Origin of the sequence: Bradyrhizobium sp. 31Argb, assembly GCF_043638955.1 — a bacterium.
Classification (GTDB): Bacteria; Pseudomonadota; Alphaproteobacteria; order Rhizobiales; family Xanthobacteraceae; genus Bradyrhizobium.
This window is the reverse complement of sequence record NZ_JBEGDB010000048.1, coordinates 1-21,543: the sequence shown is the minus strand read 5'-3', so window position 1 is coordinate 21,543 and position 21,543 is coordinate 1. Positions and strand designations below refer to the sequence as shown.

The window sequence follows — 21,543 nt, the reverse complement described above, 5'->3', positions numbered from 1 at the left end:
ATTCCTTAAGATCAGCTCGGTTTCACGCCGGGCGCCGGGGTGGCTTGTGTCGCTGCCTGCCGCTCCATGTTCTGGCGGTACAGGCCGACGAAATCGACGGGATCCAGCATCAAGGGTGGGAAGCCGCCATCGCGTACGGCGGTGGCGATGATCTCGCGCGCGAACGGGAACAACAGCCGCGGGCACTCGATCATCACCAGCGGGTGCAGATTCTCCTGCGGCACGTTCAGGATCCGGAACACGCCGGCATATTGCAGATCGAAGCTGAACATCACCTTGCCGGCACTCTCGGCCTTGCCGTCGACCGAAAGCGTCACCTCATATTCGCTCTCGGCGAGGTTCTGGGCCGAAACATTGATCTGGATGTTGATCGCCGGTTGCTGCTGCTGCGGCCCGAGCGAGGCCGGCGCGTTCGGGTTCTCGAACGAGAGATCCTTGGTGTATTGCGCCAGCACGTTGAGCTGGGGCGGGGCCTGCTCGGGGGGTGCGCCGTTGCCGTTGGTCATGGGAAGCTCTCCTGAGCACTGGCGATCGGAGACGGTCTGACGTCCGAAGCCGCAGTTAAGGTTTTGGAAATGCTGGTGCCGGGCGAGTGGCTATCATAGCCCCACAGTGCTCCACAAGGCGACAGTCCTTGATTGCCAAACCTTCGCCGATTTACCGCCGGGATCGTCAATCGCGGCTGAAAGGCGGCACCATTTGCTCCCTAAACATTTGAAGATGCGTGATTTCCAGGCATCATCGGATTTCCCCTCGCCGCCAAAACGCGCTACAATGCCCGCGCCAAAACGCGCCATTGGCCGAGCGGAGTTTCGTGCCTACATGCTGCGGACTCAATTGGCGAGGTAATCTCCGCCGTTCCCTGAGCGGAACGCCCGCTGGGGCGGACCGTTGCCGGTGCAGATCAGAAAGCGAACACGACGTGGATATCTACACCATCATTTTCCTGGCGCTGGCCGTCTTCATTTTCCTGCGCCTGCGTAGTGTCCTCGGACAGCGCACCGGCAGCGAGCGGCCCCCATATGACCGTGCGGCCCCGAATGTCCTGCAGCGGGACAATAATGTCGTCCCGATGCCGGGCTCGGTGATCGACCAGCCGCCTCCGCTGCCGAGCAAGGACGTGACGCCGCCTTCCGATCGCTGGAAGGGAATTGCCGAACCCGGCACGGCGCTGGCGCAGGGGCTGGATGGCATTGTCGCCCAGGACTCTTCTTTCGATCCGCGCCATTTCATCTCGGGTGCGCGGAGCGCCTACGAGATGATCGTGCTGGCCTTTGCCAACGGCGATCGCCGCGCGTTGCGCGACCTGTTGTCGAGCGAGGTCTATGACAGCTTCGATGCCGCGATCAAGGATCGCGAGAAGCACGAGCAGAAGACCGAAACCCGCTTCGTCTCGATCGACAAGGCCGAGATCGTCAGCGCGGAAGCACGCGACCGTGCGGCGCAGGTCACGGTTCGGTTCGTGTCGCAGATGATTTCCGTCACCCGCGACAAGGCCGGTACCATCGTCGACGGCAACCCGGAAAAGGTCGCCGATATCACCGATGTCTGGACATTCGCCCGCGATACGGCGTCGCGCGATCCGAACTGGAAACTGGTTGGCACTGGAAGCGCCCACTGATCGGCTTCGCCTTGCGCGTCTCACGGCCGCGTGCTGCGCAATCGCTCTTCTATGCTCGACCGCCGCGCTAGAGGCGCGGCCAAGGCACGCCGCGAAAGCGACCAGGCACTCGGCCGTCCAGCACACTCGTCACCTCCCCTATCCGCACCTGGAATTGCCGCTGCAGATCAGCGGCAGCCAGTATGAACCGCTGGCCTGGACCGACATGCCAGGCTGGAGCGATGACGATCACCTTGCGGCCTACAAGGCGTTTCGTGCGAGCTGCCGGCCGATCGCCGCCGAGCACGGCCTGCCTTCGGAATCGAAGGCACTCGGCACCTCGTTGCGCGATCCCTGCCGCATCGCCAAGGGCTTGGAACTCACCGACGAGGCCAAGGCGAAAGCGTTCTTCGAGGAGCATTTCCTTCCGCTGCGCATTTCGCGGCTCGGCGAGGGCGAGGGTTTTGTCACCGGCTATTACGAGCCCGTGCTGGATGGGTCGCGGACCCAGACCGACGTCTACAACGTGCCGGTCTACCGCCGCCCCTCGAACCTGTTCGTCCGCGGCGCCAAGCAGAGCTCGAGCGGCCTGCCGAACAAGGGCCAGGTGTTCCGCAAGATCGGCCGCCGCAAGCTCGTGCCGTATTATGATCGCGCCGAGATCGAGGACGGCGTGATCGCCGGCCGCGGCCTCGAGATCTGCTGGCTCAAGGAGCAGACTGATCTGTTGTTCGCGCAGATCCAGGGCTCGGCGCGGGTGCGCTTCGAGGACGGCTCGACATTGCGCATCAATTATGATGCTCACAACGGCTATCCCTATACGCCGGTCGGCCGCATCCTGATCGACCGCGGCATCGTCCCGAAAGAACAGATGTCGATGCAGAAGATCAGGGACTGGATGGCGCAGAACCCTGATGGCGCCAAGGAATTGCGGCGGCAGAACCGCTCCTATGTATTCTTCCGCGAGGTGCAGCTCTCCGACAAGGATGAAGCGGTCGGCGCGCAGGGCGTGCCGTTGACGCCGGGTCGTTCGATCGCGGTCGACAAGGCGCTGCACGTCTATGGCACGCCGTTCTTCATCGAGGGCGAATTGCCGATCGAATCCGAGCAGTCGAAGACGCCGTTCCGCCGCCTGATGATCGCGCAGGATACCGGCTCGGCGATCGTCGGCCCCGCCCGCGCAGACCTTTACTTCGGCGCCGGGGCCGATGCCGGAAAAGTCTCGGGCCGGCTGCGGCATAGTATGCGCTTCGTGATGCTGGTGCCGAGGAGCCTCGATCCCGTCGCGCGCGGGCGCAGGATGCCGGTGCCGGATGAGCGGCCGTCGGAAAAGATCGCGAAGCTATTTCCGCAAACCGATCCGAAGGAAAAGAGCGCGGCGAAGCCCGTGGATGCTTCCGCTGCATCGGGCGCGCAAGCTGCATCCGTCGCAAGGCCGCTGCCGCTGCCGCTGCCGGAGCGGCGGCCTGGCATCAAGGCGGGGAATGAGCGGCGCCATCGGCATTTCCGCCATCACCGCTATTACAGATGAAGCGTCCGGTTCCGATTGCAGATCCCGCGCCGCCGCGGCGGAGGCGCGCGCTCAGCGAAGAAGAGCGTGCGCTGTGGGAAAGCGTTGCAAAGCAGGTCAAGCCACTGCGCAAACGCCATCCCGTTGCGAAGGCGCACGCCGCGCTTGAAGCAGAGATGAAGGCCATCGTGAAGCCGGTTGCCGCCACGAAGCCGATTCCGGTCAAGTCCGCACCCGCGCCGCGTCCGCAGACGCCGCCGCCACTGGCGCCGATCGGCCGCCGCGAGCGCGCGCAACTCTCGCGCGGGAAGAAGGAGATCGACGCCCGGCTCGATCTGCATGGCATGACGCAGACACGCGCGCATCGCATGCTGCTTGCGTTCCTGCAGCGTGCGCATAGTAACGGGCTGACTTTCGTGCTCGTCATCACCGGCAAGGGCAAAGCCGGCGGCGCTGATGCCGAGCGCGGCGTCTTGCGCCGCCAGGTGCCGCAATGGCTGAGCCTGCCCGAATTCCGCGCGCTCGTCGTCGGCTTCGAGGAAGCCCATATCGGCCATGGCGGCGAGGGCGCGCTTTACGTGCGCGTGCGGCGCGCGAGGATTTAGTCCGGATGCGATGGACCGTGTTTCCCCTCACCCTTCGAGACGCGCGTTCCGCGCTCCTCAGGATGAGGGTCTAGCTGTTACAGTCGCCTACAAAATAAACCGGCTCAGGTCGGTGTTCTTGGCGAGGTCGCCGACATGCTTGCGGACATAATCGGCATCGACCGTGATGGTGTCGCCATGGCGATCGGGCGCGGTGAAGGAGATCTCGTCCAGCACACGCTCCATCACCGTCTGCAGCCGCCGCGCGCCGATATTCTCGACCGTGGAATTGACGGCGACGGCGACGTCGGCCAGCTCGTCGATGGCGGAGTCGGTAATCTCGAGTTTCACGCCTTCGGTTTGCATCAGCGCAACATATTGCTTGATCAGCGACGCTTCGGGCTCGGTCAGGATGCGGCGCATGTCGTCCCGCGTCAGTGCCTGCAGTTCGACGCGGATCGGCAGGCGGCCCTGCAGCTCCGGCAACAGGTCGGAAGGCTTTGCGATATGGAACGCGCCGGAGGCGATGAACAGGATGTGATCGGTCTTCACCGGGCCATGCTTGGTCGAGACTGTGGTGCCCTCGATCAGCGGCAGCAGGTCGCGCTGCACGCCCTCGCGCGAGACGTCGCCGCCGGCGCGATTCTCCCGCACGCAGATCTTGTCGATCTCGTCGAGGAACACGATGCCGTTGTTCTCGACCGCGTTGATCGCTTCCTGCACCAATTGATCGGTGTCGAGCAGCTTGTCGGATTCCTCGTTGACGAGGATTTCGTGCGAGCCCGCCACGGTCAGACGCCGGGTCTTGGTGCGGCCACCCATCTTGCCGAAGATGTCGCCGATTGAAATGGCGCCCATCTGCGCGCCCGGCATGCCCGGGATCTCGAACATCGGGAAGCCGCCGGAGGACTGCGTCTCGATCTCGATCTCCTTGTCGTTCAATTCGCCGGCGCGCAATTTCTTGCGGAAGGATTCCCGCGTCGCCGGGCTCGAAGCCGGCCCGACCAGTGCATCCAGCACGCGTTCCTCGGCGGCAAGTTGCGCCCGCGCCTGAACGTCCTTTCGCTTGCGCTCGCGGATCAGCGCAATCGCGACCTCGACGAGATCGCGCACGATCTGCTCGACGTCGCGGCCGACATAACCGACCTCGGTGAACTTGGTGGCTTCGACCTTGAGGAAGGGCGCGCCGGCGAGTTTTGCCAATCGCCGCGCGATTTCGGTCTTGCCGACGCCGGTCGGCCCGATCATCAGGATGTTCTTCGGCAGCACTTCCTCGCGCAGGGAACCGGAAAGCTGCAGCCGCCGCCAGCGGTTGCGCAAGGCGATGGAGACCGCGCGCTTGGCGTCGGTCTGGCCGACGATGAAACGGTCGAGTTCGGAAACGATTTCGCGGGGGGAGAAGTCGGTCATGTCACCTAGCTAGGGGTTCAAGGCTGCCAGAGCAAGCTGAGGTTAGATTGCCGGCAGGCCGGAAATCATGTCGAGTTTGTAACCTGCGGTCATGCGTCACAGACCATCAAGAGAGCCGGGCCGTCGGGCGTGTCGATCATGCGGACTTTCTCAAATCCCGCTTTCTCATAGGCGCGCACGGCGCGAGTATTGTTCGGATCGGGATCGGTGACGATGCGCGGCGCGCCCTGCCCCAACCGCTCGATGACGAAGCGGCGGATCAATGCCGAGCCGTGCCCGCGTCCGATCATGTCGGACTCGCCGATGAAGAGATCGATGCCGCGTGTGCCTTTGGGATGTGCTCCGAAACCTTCATTCCAGGCCGTCAACGCGTAGCACTGGATGTAGCCGAAATCGCTGCCATCGACTGAGACGATGAACTGGTCCATCGCCGGCTCATCGAGATCGCCACTCACCAGCGCATATTGCTCGGATGGATCGCCCCACCATTCCCGGACATGCGGCAGCGCCAGCCAGCGCTCGATCAGCGCAAGGTCGGCCGCCGCCATCTCTCGGAAGGTGTAAGACTGCAAGGTTCAGCCGCCCAGCGTCTCGACTGTCACGTTACGGTTGGTATAGACGCAGATGTCGGCGGCGATATCGAGCGAGCGGCGCACGATCGCCTCGGCGTCCTTGTCGCTGTCGATCAGGGCGCGCGCCGCGGCCAGCGCATAATTGCCGCCCGAGCCGATCGCCATGACGCCGGCCTCCGGCTCCAGCACGTCGCCGGTTCCGGTGAGGACGAGGGAGACGTCCTTGTCGGCGACGATCATCATCGCCTCCAGCCGCCGCAGATAGCGGTCGGTGCGCCAGTCCTTGGCCAGCTCCACGGCCGCCCGGGTCAATTGTCCCGGATATTGCTCGAGCTTGCTTTCCAGCCGCTCGAACAGGGTGAAGGCATCGGCGGTGGCGCCGGCAAAGCCGCCGATCACGTCGCCCTTGCCGATCCTGCGCACTTTCTTGGCATTGGCCTTGATCACGGTCTGGCCGATAGAGACCTGTCCGTCGCCGCCGATCACCACCTTGCCGCCCTTGCGGACGGTGACGATCGTGGTGCCGTGCCAGACGGTCGGCTCGTTTTGGGATGCTTGCATGGGGTACCTCTTTGTCCGAGCAGATTTAGGCGGTCGGCCAGTGGCTTACGATCGGCTGATTTGAAGCCTGTTCGGTCACCATGGCCGCAACTTGGCCGCTTTTTGCGTCATCCCGCAGTAGCGAAGGGGTCATCGGCCTGTTAAAAGACGCCCGTTTTCGGCACGGGAAAGCTCAATTTTCATGCGCACGGCGACGATCAAGCGCAAGACCAAGGAGACGGACATCGAGGTGGCGGTAAACCTCGACGGGTCCGGTGTGTCCCAGGTTTCGACCGGGATCGGCTTCTTTGACCATATGCTCGACCTCCTGGCGCGGCATTCGCGCATCGATATCACGGTCAGGGCCGAGGGCGATCTCCACGTCGATTACCACCACACCACTGAGGATGTCGGGATTGCGCTCGGACAGGCCGTGAAACAGGCGCTTGGCAACATGGCGGGCATCACCCGCTATGCCTCGATCCACATGCCGATGGACGAAACGCTGTCGCGCGCGGTGATCGACATTTCGGGCCGTCCGGTGCTGGTGTTCAAGGTCGCCTTCCCCCGCGACAAGATCGGGGAGTTCGACACCGAGCTGGTGCGCGAATGGTTCTATGCGTTTGCGATGAACGCCGGCGTGACTTTGCACGTCGAGACCCTATATGGCGAGAACAGCCATCATATCGCCGAATCTTGTTTCAAGGGTCTTGCGAGAGCGCTTCGCGCGGCTGTCGCGATCGATCCGCAGGCCGCGGGCGAAGTGCCCTCCACCAAGGGCAAGCTCGGCGGTTGATTTCCCGGGCATGGTCCGGAAAACTCGGTCCCGGCTTTCCCTCGCGACAAACGCGAAGCGTTTGCGCGGAGATCATGCTCAAACCAAAAGTTCGCGGCGGAGAGTTTTGATGCCGGTCTACACAGTGCATGCCCCCGTAGGGAACAATGCCGATCTTGCGGCAACCGACAAGTTCACCTTCGTGCGCGACGGCTTTCATTTCTGGGCGGCCATTGCGAGCGTGATCTGGCTGGCCTGGCACCGGCTGTGGCTGGCGCTGATCGGCTGGGTCTTGCTGATGGCGGCGATCGATTACGGCTTGGCAAAGCTCGGCATCGGCCGCGGCACGATCCTTGCCGTGGATGTCGTGCTGGCGCTGCTCTTGGGATTCGAGGCTGCAAGCCTGAAGCGCTGGACATTGTCGCGCGGCAGATGGCGCCAGCTCGACGTCGTCGTGGCCGATGACGAGGAATCCGCCGAGCGCCGCTTTTTCGATCGCTGGACCGCGGCGCATCGTGGCCTCGTCAACGACCAATGGTCGGTCGACCGCGGCGGCCCGCCGCCGACGCGGAACAATCCGGGCCATCCGTTCTCCAAGCCGCCGCCGCTGCCGCAGGGCGGCATTATCGGGTTGTTTCCAGAGCCGGGAGGATCGCGATGACGGTTGCCATCATCGATTACGGCTCCGGCAACCTGCACTCCGCCGCGAAAGCGTTCGAGCGCGCCGCGCGCAGCATGGAAGATCCGCAGAAGATCATGGTGACGCGCGATCCCGACGCGGTGTTCCGCGCCGACCGCATCGTGCTGCCGGGCGTCGGCGCCTTCGCCGATTGCCGCCGGGGCGTCGATGCGCTCGACGGTATGCTCGAGGCGTTGACGGAAGCCGTGCGGGTCAAGGCGCGGCCGTTCTTTGGCATCTGTGTCGGCATGCAGTTGATGGCGACGCGCGGCAAGGAACACGTGACGACCGACGGCTTCAACTGGGTTGCCGGCGACGTTGAAAAGATCCAGCCTCGCGAGGAGAACCTGAAGATCCCGCACATGGGCTGGAACACGCTCGAAGTGCTGCGCGAGCACCCGGTGCTAGAGCGCCTGCCCCTTGGGCCGGACGGCCGCCACGCTTATTTCGTGCACTCCTATCACCTCAACGCGGCCAATGAGCAGGACGTGCTGGCGCGCGCCGATTACGGCGGGCCGGTTACAGCCGTCGTTGCAAAAGACACCGCGATCGGCACGCAGTTTCACCCCGAGAAGAGCCAGCGCTTCGGGCTGGCGCTGATCTCGAATTTCCTGAAGTGGAAGCCGTGATCCTCTTTCCTGCCATTGACCTCAAGAACGGACAGTGCGTGCGCCTGGAGCAGGGCGACATGGCGCGCGCCACCGTGTTCAACCTCGATCCGGCGGCGCAGGCGCGCGCCTTCGCTGCGCAGGGGTTCGAATATCTGCATGTGGTCGATCTCGACGGCGCCTTTGCCGGCAAGCCGATGAATGCGCAGGCCGTCGAGGCGATGCTGAAGGCGGTCACGATGCCGGTGCAGCTTGGCGGCGGCATCCGCGATCTCAGGACGGTGGAAGCCTGGCTGGAGAAGGGCGTGGCGCGCGTCATCATCGGCACCGCGGCGGTCCGCGACCCCGAGCTCGTCAAGAGCGCCGCGAAGAAGTATCCCGGCAGCGTCGCAGTCGGGCTCGATGCCCGTGACGGCAAGGTCGCGGTTCAGGGCTGGGCCGAAACATCGGAGGTGACGGCGCTCGAGATCGCGCAGCGTTTCGAGGACGCCGGCGTTGCCGCAATCATCTTCACCGACATCGCCCGCGATGGCCTTTTGAAGGGCCTCAACCTCGATGCCACGATCGCTCTCGCCGAGAGCATCTCGATCCCCGTCATCGCTTCCGGCGGCTTTGCTTCGATCGATGATGTGAAGGCATTGCTGGAGCCACGCGCGAAGAAGTTGGCGGGTGCTATCGTCGGCCGCGCGCTCTATGATGGCCGGCTTGATCCTGCAGCCGCATTGCAACTGATCCGCAGCGCCAGCGCCGCGGCTTAGGAGACGATATGTTCAAGGTCCGCGTCATTCCCTGCCTCGACGTCAAGGACGGCCGCGTGGTCAAGGGCGTCAATTTTGTCGATCTGCGCGACGCCGGCGATCCCGTCGAGGCCGCGATCGCCTATGACGCCGCCGGCGCCGACGAGCTCTGCTTCCTCGACATCACCGCGACCCACGAAAATCGCGGCACCATGCTGGACGTGGTACGGCGGACCGCCGAGGCCTGCTTCATGCCGCTGACCGTCGGCGGCGGCGTCCGCACCATCGACGATATCCGCACGCTCCTGCGCTCCGGCGCCGACAAAGTGTCGATCAATTCCGCAGCGGTCAGCCGTCGCGAATTCGTCAAAGAGGGCGCCGAGAAGTTCGGCGAGCAGTGCATCGTGGTCGCGATCGATGCCAAGCGCGTCAACCGCGCGGGCGGCTCGGACCGTTGGGAGATCTTCACCCATGGCGGCCGCAAGGCCACCGGCATTGAGGCGATCGAATATGCCCAGGAGGTGGTCTCGCTCGGCGCCGGCGAGATCCTGCTGACGTCGATGGATCGGGATGGCACAAGGCAGGGCTTCGACCTGGAGCTGACGCAGGCGATCGCTGACAGTGTCCCCGTACCGGTCATCGCGTCCGGCGGCGTCGGCAACCTCGATCATCTCGTCGACGGCATCCGCAAAGGGCACGCTACCGCCGTCCTGGCCGCCTCGATATTCCATTTCGGCGAATTTACCATCCGCCAGGCCAAGGAGCACATGGTGCGTGCAGGGCTGCCCATGCGTCTCGATCCCTAGGACTCGCCGTCACAAAAGTGCTAAGTCCCCTCCGGGGGAAATTGCCGGCTTCCGGCCGGTCCGGGTGCTCAAGTATGTCGCGTTTCACGGTCCACGATCTGGCCGCCATCATCGATGCCCGCGCGGCGTCGGGGGGAGAGGCGTCCTATACGAAGAAGCTGCTCGACAAAGGCGCCGAGCATTGTGCCAAGAAGCTCGGCGAGGAAGCGGTCGAGACCGTGATCGCCGCGATCGAGAACGATCGCGATCATCTCATCGCCGAAAGTGCCGATCTGGTGTTTCACCTGCTGGTGCTGTTGAAGGCCCGCGGCGTGAAGCTCGAGGACGTCGAGGCGGCGCTGGCGCAGCGCACATCCATGTCCGGGTTGGAAGAGAAAGCGGCGCGCAAGCGCGATTAGGGCACGGCCATGGATATTCAGGCACCCGACCAGCAATATAATCCGTACCGGATCTTCTCGCGCGAGCAATGGGCGAAATTGCGCGACGACACGCCGATGACGCTGGAGCCAGGCGAATTCGAGCGGCTACGCTCGATGCACGATCGGCTCGACATCCACGAGGTCGAGGACATCTATCTGCCGCTGTCGCGGCTGCTCTCGATCTATGTCGACTCCACGCAGCGGCTCTATTACGCGCAGCGGCAATTCCTCGGCATCCAGGACCGCAAGATGCCCTACATCATCGGCGTCGCGGGCTCGGTCGCGGTCGGCAAGTCCACCACCGCGCGCGTGCTGCAGGCGCTGCTGGCGCGCTGGTCGCCGCGGCCCAAAGTCGACCTCGTCACCACCGACGGCTTCCTCTATCCCAACGCCGTGCTCGAGCGCCTGGGATTGATGCAGAAGAAGGGTTTTCCGGAAAGCTACGACCAGCAATTGCTGCTCTCGTTCGTGAGCGACATCAAGGCCGGGCGCCGGCCGGTGCGCGCGCCTGTCTATTCGCACCTGACCTACGACATCGTTCCGAACCAGTTCATCGAGATCGATCGTCCCGACATCCTGATCGTCGAGGGTGTCAACGTGCTGCAGACAAGCCGTTTGCCGCGTGACGGCAAGGCGGTGCCGGTGGTTTCTGACTTCTTCGATTTCTCGGTTTATATCGACGCCGATGAACCTGTGTTGCGCGAGTGGTACGTCAAGCGCTTCCTTGCGCTGCGCGATACCGCGTTCCACGATCCCCGCTCCTATTTCCACCGCTATGCCGTGCTGTCGGACGAAGAGGCGACCGCCACCGCGATCGCGATCTGGGAACGCACCAACCGCGCCAATCTCGAGGATAACATCCTGCCGACCCGTCCGCGCGCCACGCTGATCCTGAAGAAGGGCGCCGACCACGTGGTGGAGACCGTCGCGCTGCGGCGGCTGTAGCTGCTGTCGCCCGGCATCGTCATTGCGAGCGCAGCGAAGCAATCCATCGCGCCTCACATGCGGAAGCATGGATTGCTTCGCTGCGCTCGCAATGACGGCGGAGGCAGCGGAGGCTACGCAGCCAGATGCCGCGCCGCTGCCAGTCCTCTCAGCGCCTCCTCGAGCTTCTCGCGATCGAGCGGCTTGATCAGAAAGCCGTCCATGCCGGCTTCGAAACAGGCCGAACGATCCTCCGCCAAGGTGTTGGCGGTCAGCGCGAGGATTGGCGTTGGTCGGCCGGGCTGGTCGGCTTCCGATTGCCGGATGCGTTTGGTGGTCTCGATGCCGTTGAGCTGCGGCATCTGGACGTCCATCAGCACGAGGTCGTATGGCGCGCCCGTTGATTTCGCCGACAACCAGGATTGAAGCGCCTCTTCGCCGTTGGTGGTGATCACTACCTTGTGGCCGAGGCGCGTCAGCAGCGAGCGCATCAGGAGCGCGTTGATCTCATTGTCCTCGGCGACCAGGATCGACAGCCCCTTGTCGGACAGGGAGGCCGGTGCCGAGCCAGCCTCGATTGGCTCGACGACGAGCTCTGCGGCGACGCTTGGGGAAGCGATCTCGGGCGTGGCGGTCAGACGAGCGGCGAGCGAGACGGCGCGCAGTGGCTTGACCAGATAGCCGGTGAACGGCGAGTCGGCGGACGGCTGCAGTTCCTGCCGGGTTGCCGGCGTGAACATCACGATCCGCTGCGTCGCATGCATCCGCGCCGCTTCCCCGAGGTGGCCGATCTCGGCCGCTCCCAGCGCGTGGTCGATCAGCACGGCGTGCCATGAACGCTCCGGCAACAGGGCTTCCGCCACCATGGCATCCGACACCATGCAGGTCTGCGCGCCCCAGCGTTGCAGTCTGCGCGAGATCAGGGAGGCCTCGATGCTTTGCGGCGCGACCACCATGATCGACCGGTCCGCAAGCTCGGGCGGGCTGAACACCGGCGGCCCGTTGCTGTCGGAAGCGGCGAGCGGGATCGATAGTTCGAAGGTCGAGCCAGCGCCCGGCGTGCTTGCAAGCGCGATGCGGCCGCCCATGCGCTTGACGATGCGGTCGCTGATGCTCAGGCCCAGTCCGGTGCCGCCATAGCTGCGCGCAATGCCTTCGTCCGCCTGCTCGAACTCGCGGAAGATGCGCTGCTGCGCTTCCGGTGCAATGCCGATGCCGGTGTCGCGGACAAGGAAGCTGATTTCATTCGGCCGGATGCCGGGCTCGACCACCAGGGAGACGCCGCCGATTGCGGTGAATTTGATCGCGTTGCCGGCGAGGTTGAGCAGCACTTGGCGCAGCCGGGCCGCGTCTCCGATCACCTCCATCGGCAATCGCTCATCGATATAGGCGGCGATCTCGATTCCCTTTGCCTCCGCCCTCGGTGCCAGCAATTCGGTGATGTCCTCGATCAGTTTCGAGAGCGCGAACGGGCGCTGCTCGAGATCGATCTTGCCGGCCTCGATCTTGGAATAGTCGAGGAGCTCTTCGATCAGCGACAGCAGCGCGTCGCCGGAGGTCTTCACCGCCTTGGCGTAGGTCATCTGCTCCGGCGTCAGCGGCGTATCCATCAAGAGTCCGCTCATGCCGATGATGCCGTTCAGAGGGGTGCGGATCTCGTGGCTCGCCATTGCGAGGAAGCGCGACTTGGCGCGGTTGGCCGCATCGGCCTGATCGCGCGCCTCGGTAAGCACGCGCTCGCTTTCGGTGCGGTCGGTCACGTCACGCCCGACGCTTTGCATTTCCGCAGGCCTCCCAGCGTCGGTGCGGACGAGGCCCTCGCGCCAGGCGATCCAGCGCGGCCCGAAGGGGCCTGCGATCTTCTGGTCGTAGGTGCGGGTGCTGCTTGGCTCCAGCGCGGTGTCGCCCTGTTCCAGCACCTCGAAGGCGAAATGGCTGCCGATCAGTTCGCCGCGCGGCTTTCCCGCGAGGTCGCAATACGCGTCGTTGACGAAGGTGATCATGCCATCGCTGTCACGCAGGACGATCAGGTCGCTCTGCGACTCAAACAGGCTACGCGCGCGTTGCTCGGCTTCCTGCAGTTCCCAGTTGCGGTCGGCGAGCGCCTCGTTGTGCTCTGCGATCATGCGCAGCTTTCCGCGCATCAGCCGCAGTCGGACATTCAGCACGACCAGCGCCACGCAGGAGAGTGCGAACAGCAGACTGACAGCCACGGCAATGGTACGCGGATCACGGTCCGAAACGGCGCCAACGAGGAACGCATAACCGCCGGCGAAGGCTGCGGCGAAGACGATGAAGGCGCGGAGGATGAAGACGATCCAGGGGTGACGCCGCCCGAACCGAAGCAAGCGGAGCCTCAGTCGATAGGTCCACGTCATCGCCGATCCCCTGATCACCTGCTGAAGGCTGGCGGCTTGAGCCGCCCTTGCATGTTGGGTCGACGATGCGTCGGCGACGTTGCGAAGTGCTTGAAATCGTCTCCGGTTCCGGCCCGCGATGCGGACAGGGTTGATAAAGGGTTAATAATCGGTGCTACAGCGACGCCGCTTCTAGCTGGCGGTGTCCGCCATGAGCGCCGACGATGAGCGCCGCGGCATCCCGCACCGAAAAGCTCTTCGAATGAACGAAGATCCGGTAATCGGCCGGACCATCCTGCGAAAGATAGATCACGGGATCGGATGCGGTGGGATTGGCCGAGATCGCCACCAGTTGCGGCACGCCCTTGCTCTCGCAGGCGCCAGGCTCGGCGTCGTCGTCGATATCATCGATAACAGCGAAATCGGCGGCTTCCGCATTGTCGGAGACCTGGACTCGGACGGTGGCGGCAGCCGGGTCGTCCGTGAAGCTGACATGGAGCTGGGCGAGCCAGGGGATCGATGCGATCTGGACGGTGGTGCCGCTGGCCTCGATGCAGGGATGTGGGCCCGGCAGGAATTCACCGCGGGCAACGAGCGCGAACACGGCCAGCGGCACGGCCGAGGCCAGAATCTTCAAACGCAACATGACACCACTCACTCAACCAAAGCTGGCTACGATTGCGCAGGCTTATGGTTGGCGGAGCGTAAAGAGAACTGGTTACCGTCGCGTTGACGCGACGCTGCTGGACGCTTTACGCCGCGCGCCTGATGTCGTCGGCGAGCGCGCGGTAGGACAGGGCCTCCGCGAGATGCAATCGGCCAATCTTCTCCGTGCCGTCGAGATCGGCGAGGGTGCGCGCGACGCGCAGCACGCGGTGATAGCCGCGCGCGGTCAGCCGCATGGTCTCGGCGGCATCGCGCAACAGCTTCTGCCCCTGCGCGTCCGGCTGGGCGATGGTCTCTAACAGCGATGCCGGCGCCTCGGCATTGGTGCGGACTTTCGGCATGCCGGCGGCGGCATAGCGCGCAAGCTGGATGTCGCGCGCCGCGGCGACCCGCGCCGCGACTTCCGCAGATCCTTCCGAGGGCGGCGGCAGGATCAGGTCGGCGGCGGTCACCGCCGGCACCTCGATCCGCAGGTCGATGCGGTCCATCAGCGGACCGGAGATGCGCATCTGGTAATCGGAGGTGCAGCGGTCGATCGGCCCGCGCTTGCAGGCATAGCCGGGCTCATAGGCGTGACCGCAGCGGCACGGATTCATGGCCGACACCAGCATGAAACGCGCCGGATAGGTGACGCGGTGATTGGCACGCGAGACGGAAACCTCGCCTGTCTCCAGCGGCTGGCGCAGCGAATCCAGCACACGCGGATCGAATTCCGGCAGTTCGTCGAGGAACAGCACGCCCTGATGCGCCAGCGAGATCTCGCCGGGCTTGGCGCGCATGCCGCCGCCGGTCAGCGCTGCCATGCTGGCGGAATGATGCGGGCTGCGGAAGGGCCGCCGCGCGGTCAAGGCGCCGTCGCGGATCTCGCCGGCCACCGACGCGATCATCGACACTTCCAAAAGTTCCGACGGCGACAGCGGCGGCAGGATCGAGGGCAGCCGCGCCGCCAGCATCGATTTGCCGGCGCCGGGCGAGCCCATCATCAGCAGGTGATGTCCGCCAGCCGCCGCGATCTCGAGCGCGCGCTTGGCGCTTTCCTGGCCCTTGATGTCGCGCAGGTCGAGCAGCGTCTCCTTCTGCTCATGCACCTTCGGCTGTGGGCGCGACAGCACCTGCGTGCCCTTGAAGTGATTGGCGATCTGGATCAGCGAGTGTGCTGCGATGATCTGGATGTCCGGGCTCGCCCACGCCGCTTCGGAGCCGCAGGCCGCGGGGCAGATCAGCCCCTCGTCGCGCGAATTGGCGCCGATCGCCGCTGGCAAGACGCCCGCAACCGGAGCGATCGAGCCGTCCAGCCCGAGTTCGCCCAGCACTGTGAAGCCGTTGAGCGCATCCGGCGGGATGGCCCCGATCGCCGCCATCAGCCCGAGCGCGATCGGCAGGTCGTAATGGCTGCCTTCCTTGGGCAGGTCGGCCGGCGCCAGATTGACGATGATCCGGCGCGCCGGAAGGGCGAGGCCGGAGGCGATCAGCGCCGAGCGAACCCGCTCCCGCGCCTCGGAGACGGCCTTGTCCGGCAGGCCTACGATCGCAAAAGCCGGTAGTCCCGGCGCGACCTGCACCTGCACGTCGACCGCACGAGCCTCGATCCCCTCGAAAGCGACGGTGGAAACGCGTTGAACCATGCTGCCCCCTTGCCACAATCGAGGGTAGCCGAAGGCAACGCCAAGCGCAAGAACATTACGGGAACATGGGCTCCGGGGCCGCTTTTCCGCTGTCCCGGAGCCCACGCAGCTTACAGCGTCATCTGCATCGGTTCGGGATAATAGTGGAAGCCGTCGCCGACCTTGGCGACATGGCCGTAGCCGGGCCAGGCGAAGTGGTAGGACATCACGGGGGTCTTGTTGGCCGCCAGCATCTCCAGCAGCCTCACCCGCGAGGCCGCCGCCTGTTTCGGGTCGGTATCGTAGGAGAATTCCATCCGCGGCCGCTCGAGCAGCAGCACGGCGTGGTGCGAGAGGTCGCCGAGGAAGGCGAAGGATTTGCCGGCCGAGGTCACCATAAAGATGTGGTGGCCGATGGTGTGGCCGGGCGCCGCGATCGCCTGCACGCCGGGCAGGAATTCCTGGCCGTCCTTGAAGAACACCAGCCGGTCCCGGACTGGCAGCAGATTCTTGCGCGCGTGAACGACGAAGTCCTTCAGCGGGCTGCCCATCTTGCCTTCATCGGTCCAGTAATCGAAATCGCTCTGGGCGATATAGACCTGCGCGTTCGGGAACAGCGGCTTGTCGTTGGCACCGACGATGCCGCCGATGTGGTCGATATGCGCATGCGAGCAGACGACGGCGTCGATGTCCTCCGGCTTGATGCCGGCTTCCGCCATGCTCTTCTGCTGGCGGCCGGTGGTCGGACCGAACGCTTTCGAAGTGCCCATGCCGGTGTCGAACAGGATCAGCTTGTCGCCGGTATTCACGATCGGAGAATTCTGCTCCAGCACGACATTGTCGGGCGACAGGAAGTTGTCCGACAACATCTTCTTCACTTCTTCCTTCGGCACGCCGGTGAAGGTGCCGGAGGGATCGCCAAGCGGCAGCGGGCCGTCGGAGACGACGGTGACTTCGGCATCGCCTAGAATGAAGCGGTGCCAATACGGCGTTTGCGTGCCGAGCTTCGGCGCGCGTGCCAGCGCGCTGCCCCCGAGCAGCGTGCTTGCACCAAGGCCGGCGCCGAGCGCGAGCAGGGACCTTCGCGAGACGTTGATTGTCATGCTTTTCCTCCACGATTTTTATCGAGTTATATTTTGGCAATCATCGCGTTGCCGCCCGCGAGCAGGTCCTGCCCCACGACCTGAAGGCGAGCAAGGCCATGCTGCGCTCGCCGTCGCAAGCTGACAAGAGGTCTCAGAGCGGAAGAAAGGCAGACGCGCCCTAAGATTTTGCGCGCTTCGCCTCGATGACGTCCCAGATCCTGGCCGCCACGTCCGGGCCGCCGAGCCGCGCAATGGCGCGGATGCCGGTCGGCGAGGTGACGTTGATCTCGGTGAGATAGCCGTCGATCACGTCGATGCCGACGAACAACAGGCCGCGCTCGCGCAGCGCCGGGCCAAGGGTTGTGCAGATCGCGCGCTCGCGATCGGACAGCTCGGTCGACTGCGCCGCGCCGCCACGCACCATGTTGGAGCGCAGGTCGTCCGCCGCAGGCACGCGGTTGACGGCGCCGGCGAACTCGCCATCGACCAGAATGATGCGCTTGTCGCCATGCTTGACCTCGGGAAGGAAGCGCTGGATCACCCATGGCTCCTTGAACGTCACCGTAAACATGTCGAACAGCGAACCGAAATTCATGTCCTGCGGCATCACGCGGAACACCGCCGCGCCGCCATGGCCGTGCAACGGTTTCATGACGACGGCGCCATGCTCGTCGCGGAACGCGTTGATCTCGTCGAGGTCGCGCGAGATCAAGGTCGGCGGCATCAACTGCGGAAAATTCATCACGAACAGCTTTTCCGGTGCATCACGGACGCTGGCGGGATTGTTGACGACCAGGGTCTTCGGGTGGATACGCTCGAGGAAATGCGTAGAGGTGATGTAGGCGAGATCGAACGGCGGATCCTGCCGCAGCAGGATCACGTCGAAATTGGTCAGCGGCTCGCGCTTGGGCTCGCCAAGCGTGAAGTGATCGCCGACCTCGTCGCGCACGGAAAGGATCTGCACCGGCGCCACCAGCTCACCGCCGCGCAGCGAGAGCTTGTCCGGCGTGTAATAGGAAATGCCGTGGCCGCGCTTCTGCGCTTCGAGCAGCAGCGCGAACGTCGAATCGCCGCGAATGTTGATGCGCTCAATGGGATCCATCTGGACGGCGACGTTCAATTTCATGGGCTTTGGGTCCGGTCTCTCGAGGAAGTCATGCGCTGGCGTCGAATGCCGCCAACAGATGGCGCGGCAAACGCTTGGGCGCAATCAGCATGGCGTCGAAACGCATGTCGAATTCCGCATGTTCGGGATGCGTCATCAGCCAGGCCTGGGCGGCCGCAATGATGCGCTGCTGCTGGCGCGGCGTGACGGCATAGGCGGCCTCATCAAAGCTGGCGCGGGCCTTGACCTCGACGAAGGCAAGCAGGTTGCGCTTGCGCACCACCAGGTCGATCTCGCCATAGGGCGTGCGGAAGCGCTTGGCGAGGACGCGATCGAAGCAAGCCTCGTGGCTGCGTCCTGCGGCGAGGTGCCGTCATTCTTGGCCATCGTCGCCCCGCCGTTCTTTTGCGAGTTCGAGCGCGCGGGCATAGACCTCGCGGCGCGGCCGGCCGGAAAGCTCGACTGCATGCGCAACCGCATCCTTGACGCTGTCGCGCAGGAGCAAGGTGCGCAGCAGTTCGTCGAGCTGATCCTGCCCCATCGTCTGCGCATCCGCCGGCGGCGGACCGATCACCAGCACGAATTCGCCGCGCGTCTCCAGGTCGTCTTTTCCTGCCGCCAGTTCGGCGATCGGGGCGCGCCTGATCTCTTCGTGCAGTTTCGTCAGCTCGCGGCAGATCGCGGCATCGCGTCCGCCCATGATCGCGGCGAGGTCGGCCAGCGTCTCCTGCACGCGGCTGCCGGATTCGAACAGCACCAGCGTTGAGTCGATCCTGGCGAGCTCAGAGAGGCGCGTGCGCCGGGCCTGTTCCTTGGCAGGCAAAAAGCCCTCGAAGAAAAAGCGGTCGGTCGGCAGCGCCGCGACCGAGAGCGCCGTCAGCACCGACGACGCCCCGGGCACCGCGACCACGTGATGCCCGGCGGCGCAGGCCTCGCGCACCAGTTTGAAGCCGGGATCGGAAATCAGCGGCGTGCCGGCGTCGGAGACCAGCGCGATCGCGGCGCCCTCGGCCAGCCGCTGCAGGATTTTTGGCCGGGCCTGGGCCGCATTGTGCTCATGGTAGGGGGTCAGCTCGGCCGTAATCGTGTAACGCTCGGTCAAACGGCGGGTGATGCGGGTGTCCTCGCAGGCGATCAGGTCGGCGCCGGCCAATGTCTCCAGCGCGCGCAGGGTGATATCGGCGAGATTTCCGATCGGTGTTGCAACCAGATGGAGGCCGGGAACCGGCTTTGGCGCGTTCAGCACATGACCGCCGATGGAAAATGTCCTGTTGGGGACGTCCATCCCGGCGTCAGCACCGTATCTTGAGCTGGCTTTTGCGCGCATAATGCCAATCTAGAGCATGATCCGGAAAAGTGGACACCGGTTTTCCCAAAGATCGTGCTCGAACGAAGAGTGGGGAAGCGCCGGCGCCATAACGTGCTTGCGTCTTGCAGAGTGAGGGCGGCTGTGCTGCGCATTTGGTGAGGGGTTCACGGTCCACAGCCGGCAATTCGCCATGGGGATAATCCCGTTGTTTTGGTTAACTATTCGCCGACAATATGCCTGATTCCATCCCCCATTTGTTCGGCAGTTGGAATCCCGGCCCGAGCACGGCTGGTCAAGAGAAGAGACGAGATGGTGGGCCCGCATAGTCGCAAACCAAAATCCTCGGGTCTGCAAGGTTCCGCCGCGACCCGCCGGACAGCACTCGGCCTGATGCTGGGTGCTCCCTTGCTGGCCGCGTGCTCGGGGGTGCAGCAGACCCTTAGCCAGTTTACCAGTCCGTCGAGCCCGTCGCAGCCGGAAGCGCCCGCCGGCCCGCAACAGCAGCCGCAGGCGATCGGCAACGGGCAGGTCAAAGTGGGGCTGATCCTGCCGCTCTCGGCGGCCGGCAATGCCGGCCTCGCCGGGCAGTCGATGAAGAACGCCGCCGAATTGGCGCTGGCGGAATTCCAGAACCCGAATATCCAGCTCCTGATCAAGGACGACGGCGGCAGTCCGCAAGGCGCCTCCCAGGGCGCGCAGCAGGCGATCGGCGAGGGCGCGGAGATCATCCTGGGCCCGCTGTTCGCCCAGTCGGTGCCGGCCGTCGCCCAGGTGGCGCGCGGGCGCGGTATCTCAGTAATCGCGTTCTCGACGGATTCGAGCGTGGCGGGACGCGGCGTCTATCTCCTGAGTTTCCTGCCGGAGTCCGACATCAACCGGATCGTCGAATATTCCGCGAGCATTGGAAAGCGCTCCTTTGCCGCGCTGGTGCCCGACAATGCCTATGGCAATGTGGTCGAGGCGGCGTTCAAGCAGGTGGCCGGTCGCAAGGGCCGCGTCGTTGCATTCGAAAAATACGGCGCCGATCGCGCCACGCCGGCACGTACAGTGGCGCAGTCGCTCGCGCAGGCCGACGCGCTGTTGCTCGCTGATGACGGTGATTCGGTGGTGGCGACGGCAGACGCGCTGACCGCAGCCGGTGCCAATCTGCGCAACATCCAGCTTCTCGGCACCGGCCTGTGGGACAATCCGCGCGTGTTCTCAAGCCAGGCGCTGCAAGGCGGCCTGTTTGCCGCGCCGGATCCGTCCGGCTTCCGCGCCTTCGCCGGTCGTTACCGCAGCAAATACGGCTCCGAACCCGTGCGCACCGCGACGCTCGCCTATGATGCCGTTGCGCTGGTGGCCGCACTGGCGCGAACGCAAGGCGCTCAGCGCTTCCAGCAGGAAACGCTGACCAATCCTTCCGGCTTTGCCGGTATTGACGGCCTGTTCCGTTTCCGCGCCGACGGCACCAACGAGCGCGGACTTGCGGTGATGAAAGTCGCCAGCGGCGGCACGCAAGCGGTCGCGGGGTCACCGAAGAGCTTTGGGGCGTGAAGAAGCTGCCGTAGCCCGGGTGAAGCGCACAGGCTGGGCAAGAATTGGGATCAGGCGACCAAGTGGAGACTGAAGGGACTTGGCGCGGGATTTTGATGCAGGCGGCGGCGAAAGTCGCCTATGAGGACCGTAGCGAGACCTGCGATGGCCGCGACGGCGCGCAAAATGCAGATCGCGGCCAGGCTGCTCGCCTGTCTGCTCGCCAGGCAGGCGATGAAGCCATCGAAGCCGAGGATGCTCAGCAGCCGGCTGAAGTTGTAGCAGAGCGCCATCAGGCTCCATTCGCCGCGGACCTTGTCGAGGCCGCGCACCAGGAAGTGGCGATAGCCGGCGCGGCATTTGAGTGTGCCGAAGGGGTGTTCGACCAGGCTGCTGCGCCGGCGCATCGGGCTATCGGCGTTGCGCATCCGCGCCTGGTGACGTTCGATGACGTCTTCATGCACCCAGCGATAGATCGTGCGCGTTTGCGAGCCCTTCTCGACGCAGCGGCCGCGCAACGAGCAGCCATCGCAGACCGCCTTGCGGCTGACATAGCGGCTCTCGAGCCGGCTCCCATTGGTCTTGAGGCTTGGCGTCGGTGTCAGAAGCTCGCCCGCCGGGCAGCGATACGCGTCGGCGTCAGCCACATAGCTGAACTCCGCGTGGCTGAAGCGCCCCTGCGCCGTCAGCCTGTCCGTGCGCTTGGCTTGCGGAACATAGGCGATGATCCCGGCGTCC

The 21,543-nt window shown here is 64.7% G+C and carries 22 protein-coding genes and 1 pseudogene; 11 read left to right on the top strand and 12 right to left on the bottom strand.

Annotated elements, in window-relative coordinates:
* Window positions 1-11 precede the first annotated feature (11 nt).
* Window positions 12-506: a protein-export chaperone SecB gene (gene secB, locus AAFX91_RS12465; RefSeq protein ID WP_394566657.1), complete on the bottom strand. Its 495-nt coding sequence runs from the start codon at window positions 504-506 to the stop codon at window positions 12-14.
* 416 nt (window positions 507-922) lie between these two features.
* Between secB and AAFX91_RS12460 the strand changes: the two genes are divergently transcribed.
* The 3 genes from AAFX91_RS12460 (at window position 923) to AAFX91_RS12450 (ending at window position 3,715) form a co-directional block, all read left to right on the top strand.
* The gene (locus AAFX91_RS12460; RefSeq protein ID WP_394566656.1) at window positions 923-1,621 is read left to right on the top strand and encodes a Tim44/TimA family putative adaptor protein; all 699 of its coding nucleotides are present in this window, start codon (window positions 923-925) and stop codon (window positions 1,619-1,621) included.
* Window positions 1,622-1,775: 154 nt separating this feature from the next.
* On the top strand, window positions 1,776-3,131 hold the full coding sequence (locus AAFX91_RS12455; protein WP_394566654.1) for a murein transglycosylase A: 1,356 nt from the start codon (window positions 1,776-1,778) through the stop codon (window positions 3,129-3,131).
* Complete coding sequence (locus AAFX91_RS12450) at window positions 3,128-3,715, top strand: Smr/MutS family protein (protein WP_394566653.1); 588 nt, start codon at window positions 3,128-3,130, stop codon at window positions 3,713-3,715. Before AAFX91_RS12455 ends, AAFX91_RS12450 begins: the two co-directional genes overlap by 4 nt.
* Window positions 3,716-3,802: 87 nt before the next feature.
* Here the strand turns inward: AAFX91_RS12450 and hslU are convergent, their stop codons facing one another.
* The 3 genes from hslU to hslV all read right to left on the bottom strand — a co-directional run bounded on the left by hslU (window position 3,803) and on the right by hslV (window position 6,237).
* A complete protein-coding gene (gene hslU / locus AAFX91_RS12445) occupies window positions 3,803-5,104 on the bottom strand; it encodes an ATP-dependent protease ATPase subunit HslU (protein ID WP_394566652.1) in 1,302 nt (433 codons plus the stop codon).
* Between the two features lie 89 nt (window positions 5,105-5,193).
* Window positions 5,194-5,652, bottom strand: coding sequence for a GNAT family N-acetyltransferase (locus AAFX91_RS12440; RefSeq protein WP_394566670.1), 459 nt, complete (start codon window positions 5,650-5,652; stop codon window positions 5,194-5,196).
* Between the two features lie 27 nt (window positions 5,653-5,679).
* Window positions 5,680-6,237 (bottom strand): ATP-dependent protease subunit HslV, encoded by a 558-nt coding sequence (hslV, locus tag AAFX91_RS12435; RefSeq protein ID WP_394566650.1) that lies wholly within the window; start codon window positions 6,235-6,237, stop codon window positions 5,680-5,682.
* Window positions 6,238-6,418: 181 nt separating this feature from the next.
* Here hslV and hisB point away from each other — a divergent pair, with 181 nt between their 5' ends.
* From hisB to coaA, 7 genes are all read left to right on the top strand, one after another.
* Complete coding sequence (gene hisB / locus AAFX91_RS12430) at window positions 6,419-7,012, top strand: imidazoleglycerol-phosphate dehydratase HisB (RefSeq protein WP_394566649.1); 594 nt, start codon at window positions 6,419-6,421, stop codon at window positions 7,010-7,012.
* 109 nt (window positions 7,013-7,121) lie between these two features.
* Window positions 7,122-7,652, top strand: coding sequence for a DUF2628 domain-containing protein (locus AAFX91_RS12425; RefSeq protein WP_394566647.1), 531 nt, complete (start codon window positions 7,122-7,124; stop codon window positions 7,650-7,652).
* On the top strand, window positions 7,649-8,299 hold the full coding sequence (gene hisH / locus AAFX91_RS12420) for an imidazole glycerol phosphate synthase subunit HisH (RefSeq protein WP_282531414.1): 651 nt from the start codon (window positions 7,649-7,651) through the stop codon (window positions 8,297-8,299). The genes AAFX91_RS12425 and hisH overlap by 4 nt, the downstream gene beginning before the upstream one ends.
* Complete coding sequence (gene hisA, locus AAFX91_RS12415) at window positions 8,296-9,036, top strand: 1-(5-phosphoribosyl)-5-[(5-phosphoribosylamino)methylideneamino]imidazole-4-carboxamide isomerase (protein WP_282531413.1); 741 nt, start codon at window positions 8,296-8,298, stop codon at window positions 9,034-9,036. Before hisH ends, hisA begins: the two co-directional genes overlap by 4 nt.
* 8 nt (window positions 9,037-9,044) lie before the next feature.
* Entirely contained in the window at window positions 9,045-9,821 is a 777-nt protein-coding gene (gene hisF, locus AAFX91_RS12410; RefSeq protein ID WP_282531412.1) for an imidazole glycerol phosphate synthase subunit HisF, read from the top strand.
* 74 nt (window positions 9,822-9,895) lie between these two features.
* Window positions 9,896-10,219, top strand: a complete 324-nt coding sequence (locus tag AAFX91_RS12405; RefSeq protein ID WP_130578039.1) for a phosphoribosyl-ATP diphosphatase — start codon at window positions 9,896-9,898, stop codon at window positions 10,217-10,219.
* Between the two features lie 9 nt (window positions 10,220-10,228).
* Window positions 10,229-11,185 carry a type I pantothenate kinase gene (gene coaA, locus AAFX91_RS12400; protein ID WP_028164789.1) on the top strand — a complete coding sequence of 319 codons (957 nt, stop codon included), beginning with the start codon at window positions 10,229-10,231 and terminating at the stop codon, window positions 11,183-11,185.
* 113 nt (window positions 11,186-11,298) lie between these two features.
* Here coaA and AAFX91_RS12395 read toward each other — a convergent pair whose 3' ends face one another.
* The 7 genes and pseudogenes from AAFX91_RS12395 to rsmI all read right to left on the bottom strand — a co-directional run bounded on the left by AAFX91_RS12395 (window position 11,299) and on the right by rsmI (window position 19,308).
* Window positions 11,299-13,542 (bottom strand): response regulator, encoded by a 2,244-nt coding sequence (locus AAFX91_RS12395; protein WP_394566645.1) that lies wholly within the window; start codon window positions 13,540-13,542, stop codon window positions 11,299-11,301.
* A 154-nt stretch (window positions 13,543-13,696) separates the two neighbouring features.
* A complete protein-coding gene (locus AAFX91_RS12390) occupies window positions 13,697-14,167 on the bottom strand; it encodes a hypothetical protein (protein WP_394566644.1) in 471 nt (156 codons plus the stop codon).
* Window positions 14,168-14,273: 106 nt separating this feature from the next.
* Window positions 14,274-15,812, bottom strand: coding sequence for a YifB family Mg chelatase-like AAA ATPase (locus AAFX91_RS12385; protein ID WP_394566642.1), 1,539 nt, complete (start codon window positions 15,810-15,812; stop codon window positions 14,274-14,276).
* Between the two features lie 110 nt (window positions 15,813-15,922).
* A complete protein-coding gene (locus AAFX91_RS12380; protein ID WP_130578037.1) occupies window positions 15,923-16,894 on the bottom strand; it encodes an MBL fold metallo-hydrolase in 972 nt (323 codons plus the stop codon).
* Between the two features lie 160 nt (window positions 16,895-17,054).
* Window positions 17,055-18,002: a glutathione synthase gene (gshB, locus tag AAFX91_RS12375; protein ID WP_394566640.1), complete on the bottom strand. Its 948-nt coding sequence runs from the start codon at window positions 18,000-18,002 to the stop codon at window positions 17,055-17,057.
* Window positions 18,003-18,030: 28 nt separating this feature from the next.
* A pseudogene (locus tag AAFX91_RS12370) lies at window positions 18,031-18,312 on the bottom strand (YraN family protein); the annotation flags it as partial.
* A gap of 42 nt (window positions 18,313-18,354) precedes the next feature.
* Window positions 18,355-19,308, bottom strand: coding sequence for a 16S rRNA (cytidine(1402)-2'-O)-methyltransferase (gene rsmI, locus AAFX91_RS12365; RefSeq protein ID WP_394566638.1), 954 nt, complete (start codon window positions 19,306-19,308; stop codon window positions 18,355-18,357).
* A gap of 291 nt (window positions 19,309-19,599) precedes the next feature.
* On the opposite strand from rsmI, the gene AAFX91_RS12360 reads away from it, so the two are divergent.
* Window positions 19,600-20,826 (top strand): penicillin-binding protein activator, encoded by a 1,227-nt coding sequence (locus AAFX91_RS12360; protein WP_394566636.1) that lies wholly within the window; start codon window positions 19,600-19,602, stop codon window positions 20,824-20,826.
* Window positions 20,827-20,876: 50 nt separating this feature from the next.
* Here the strand turns inward: AAFX91_RS12360 and AAFX91_RS12355 are convergent.
* On the bottom strand, window positions 20,877-21,543 hold a 667-nt coding region (locus tag AAFX91_RS12355), incomplete at its 5' end, for a transposase (RefSeq protein WP_394566634.1).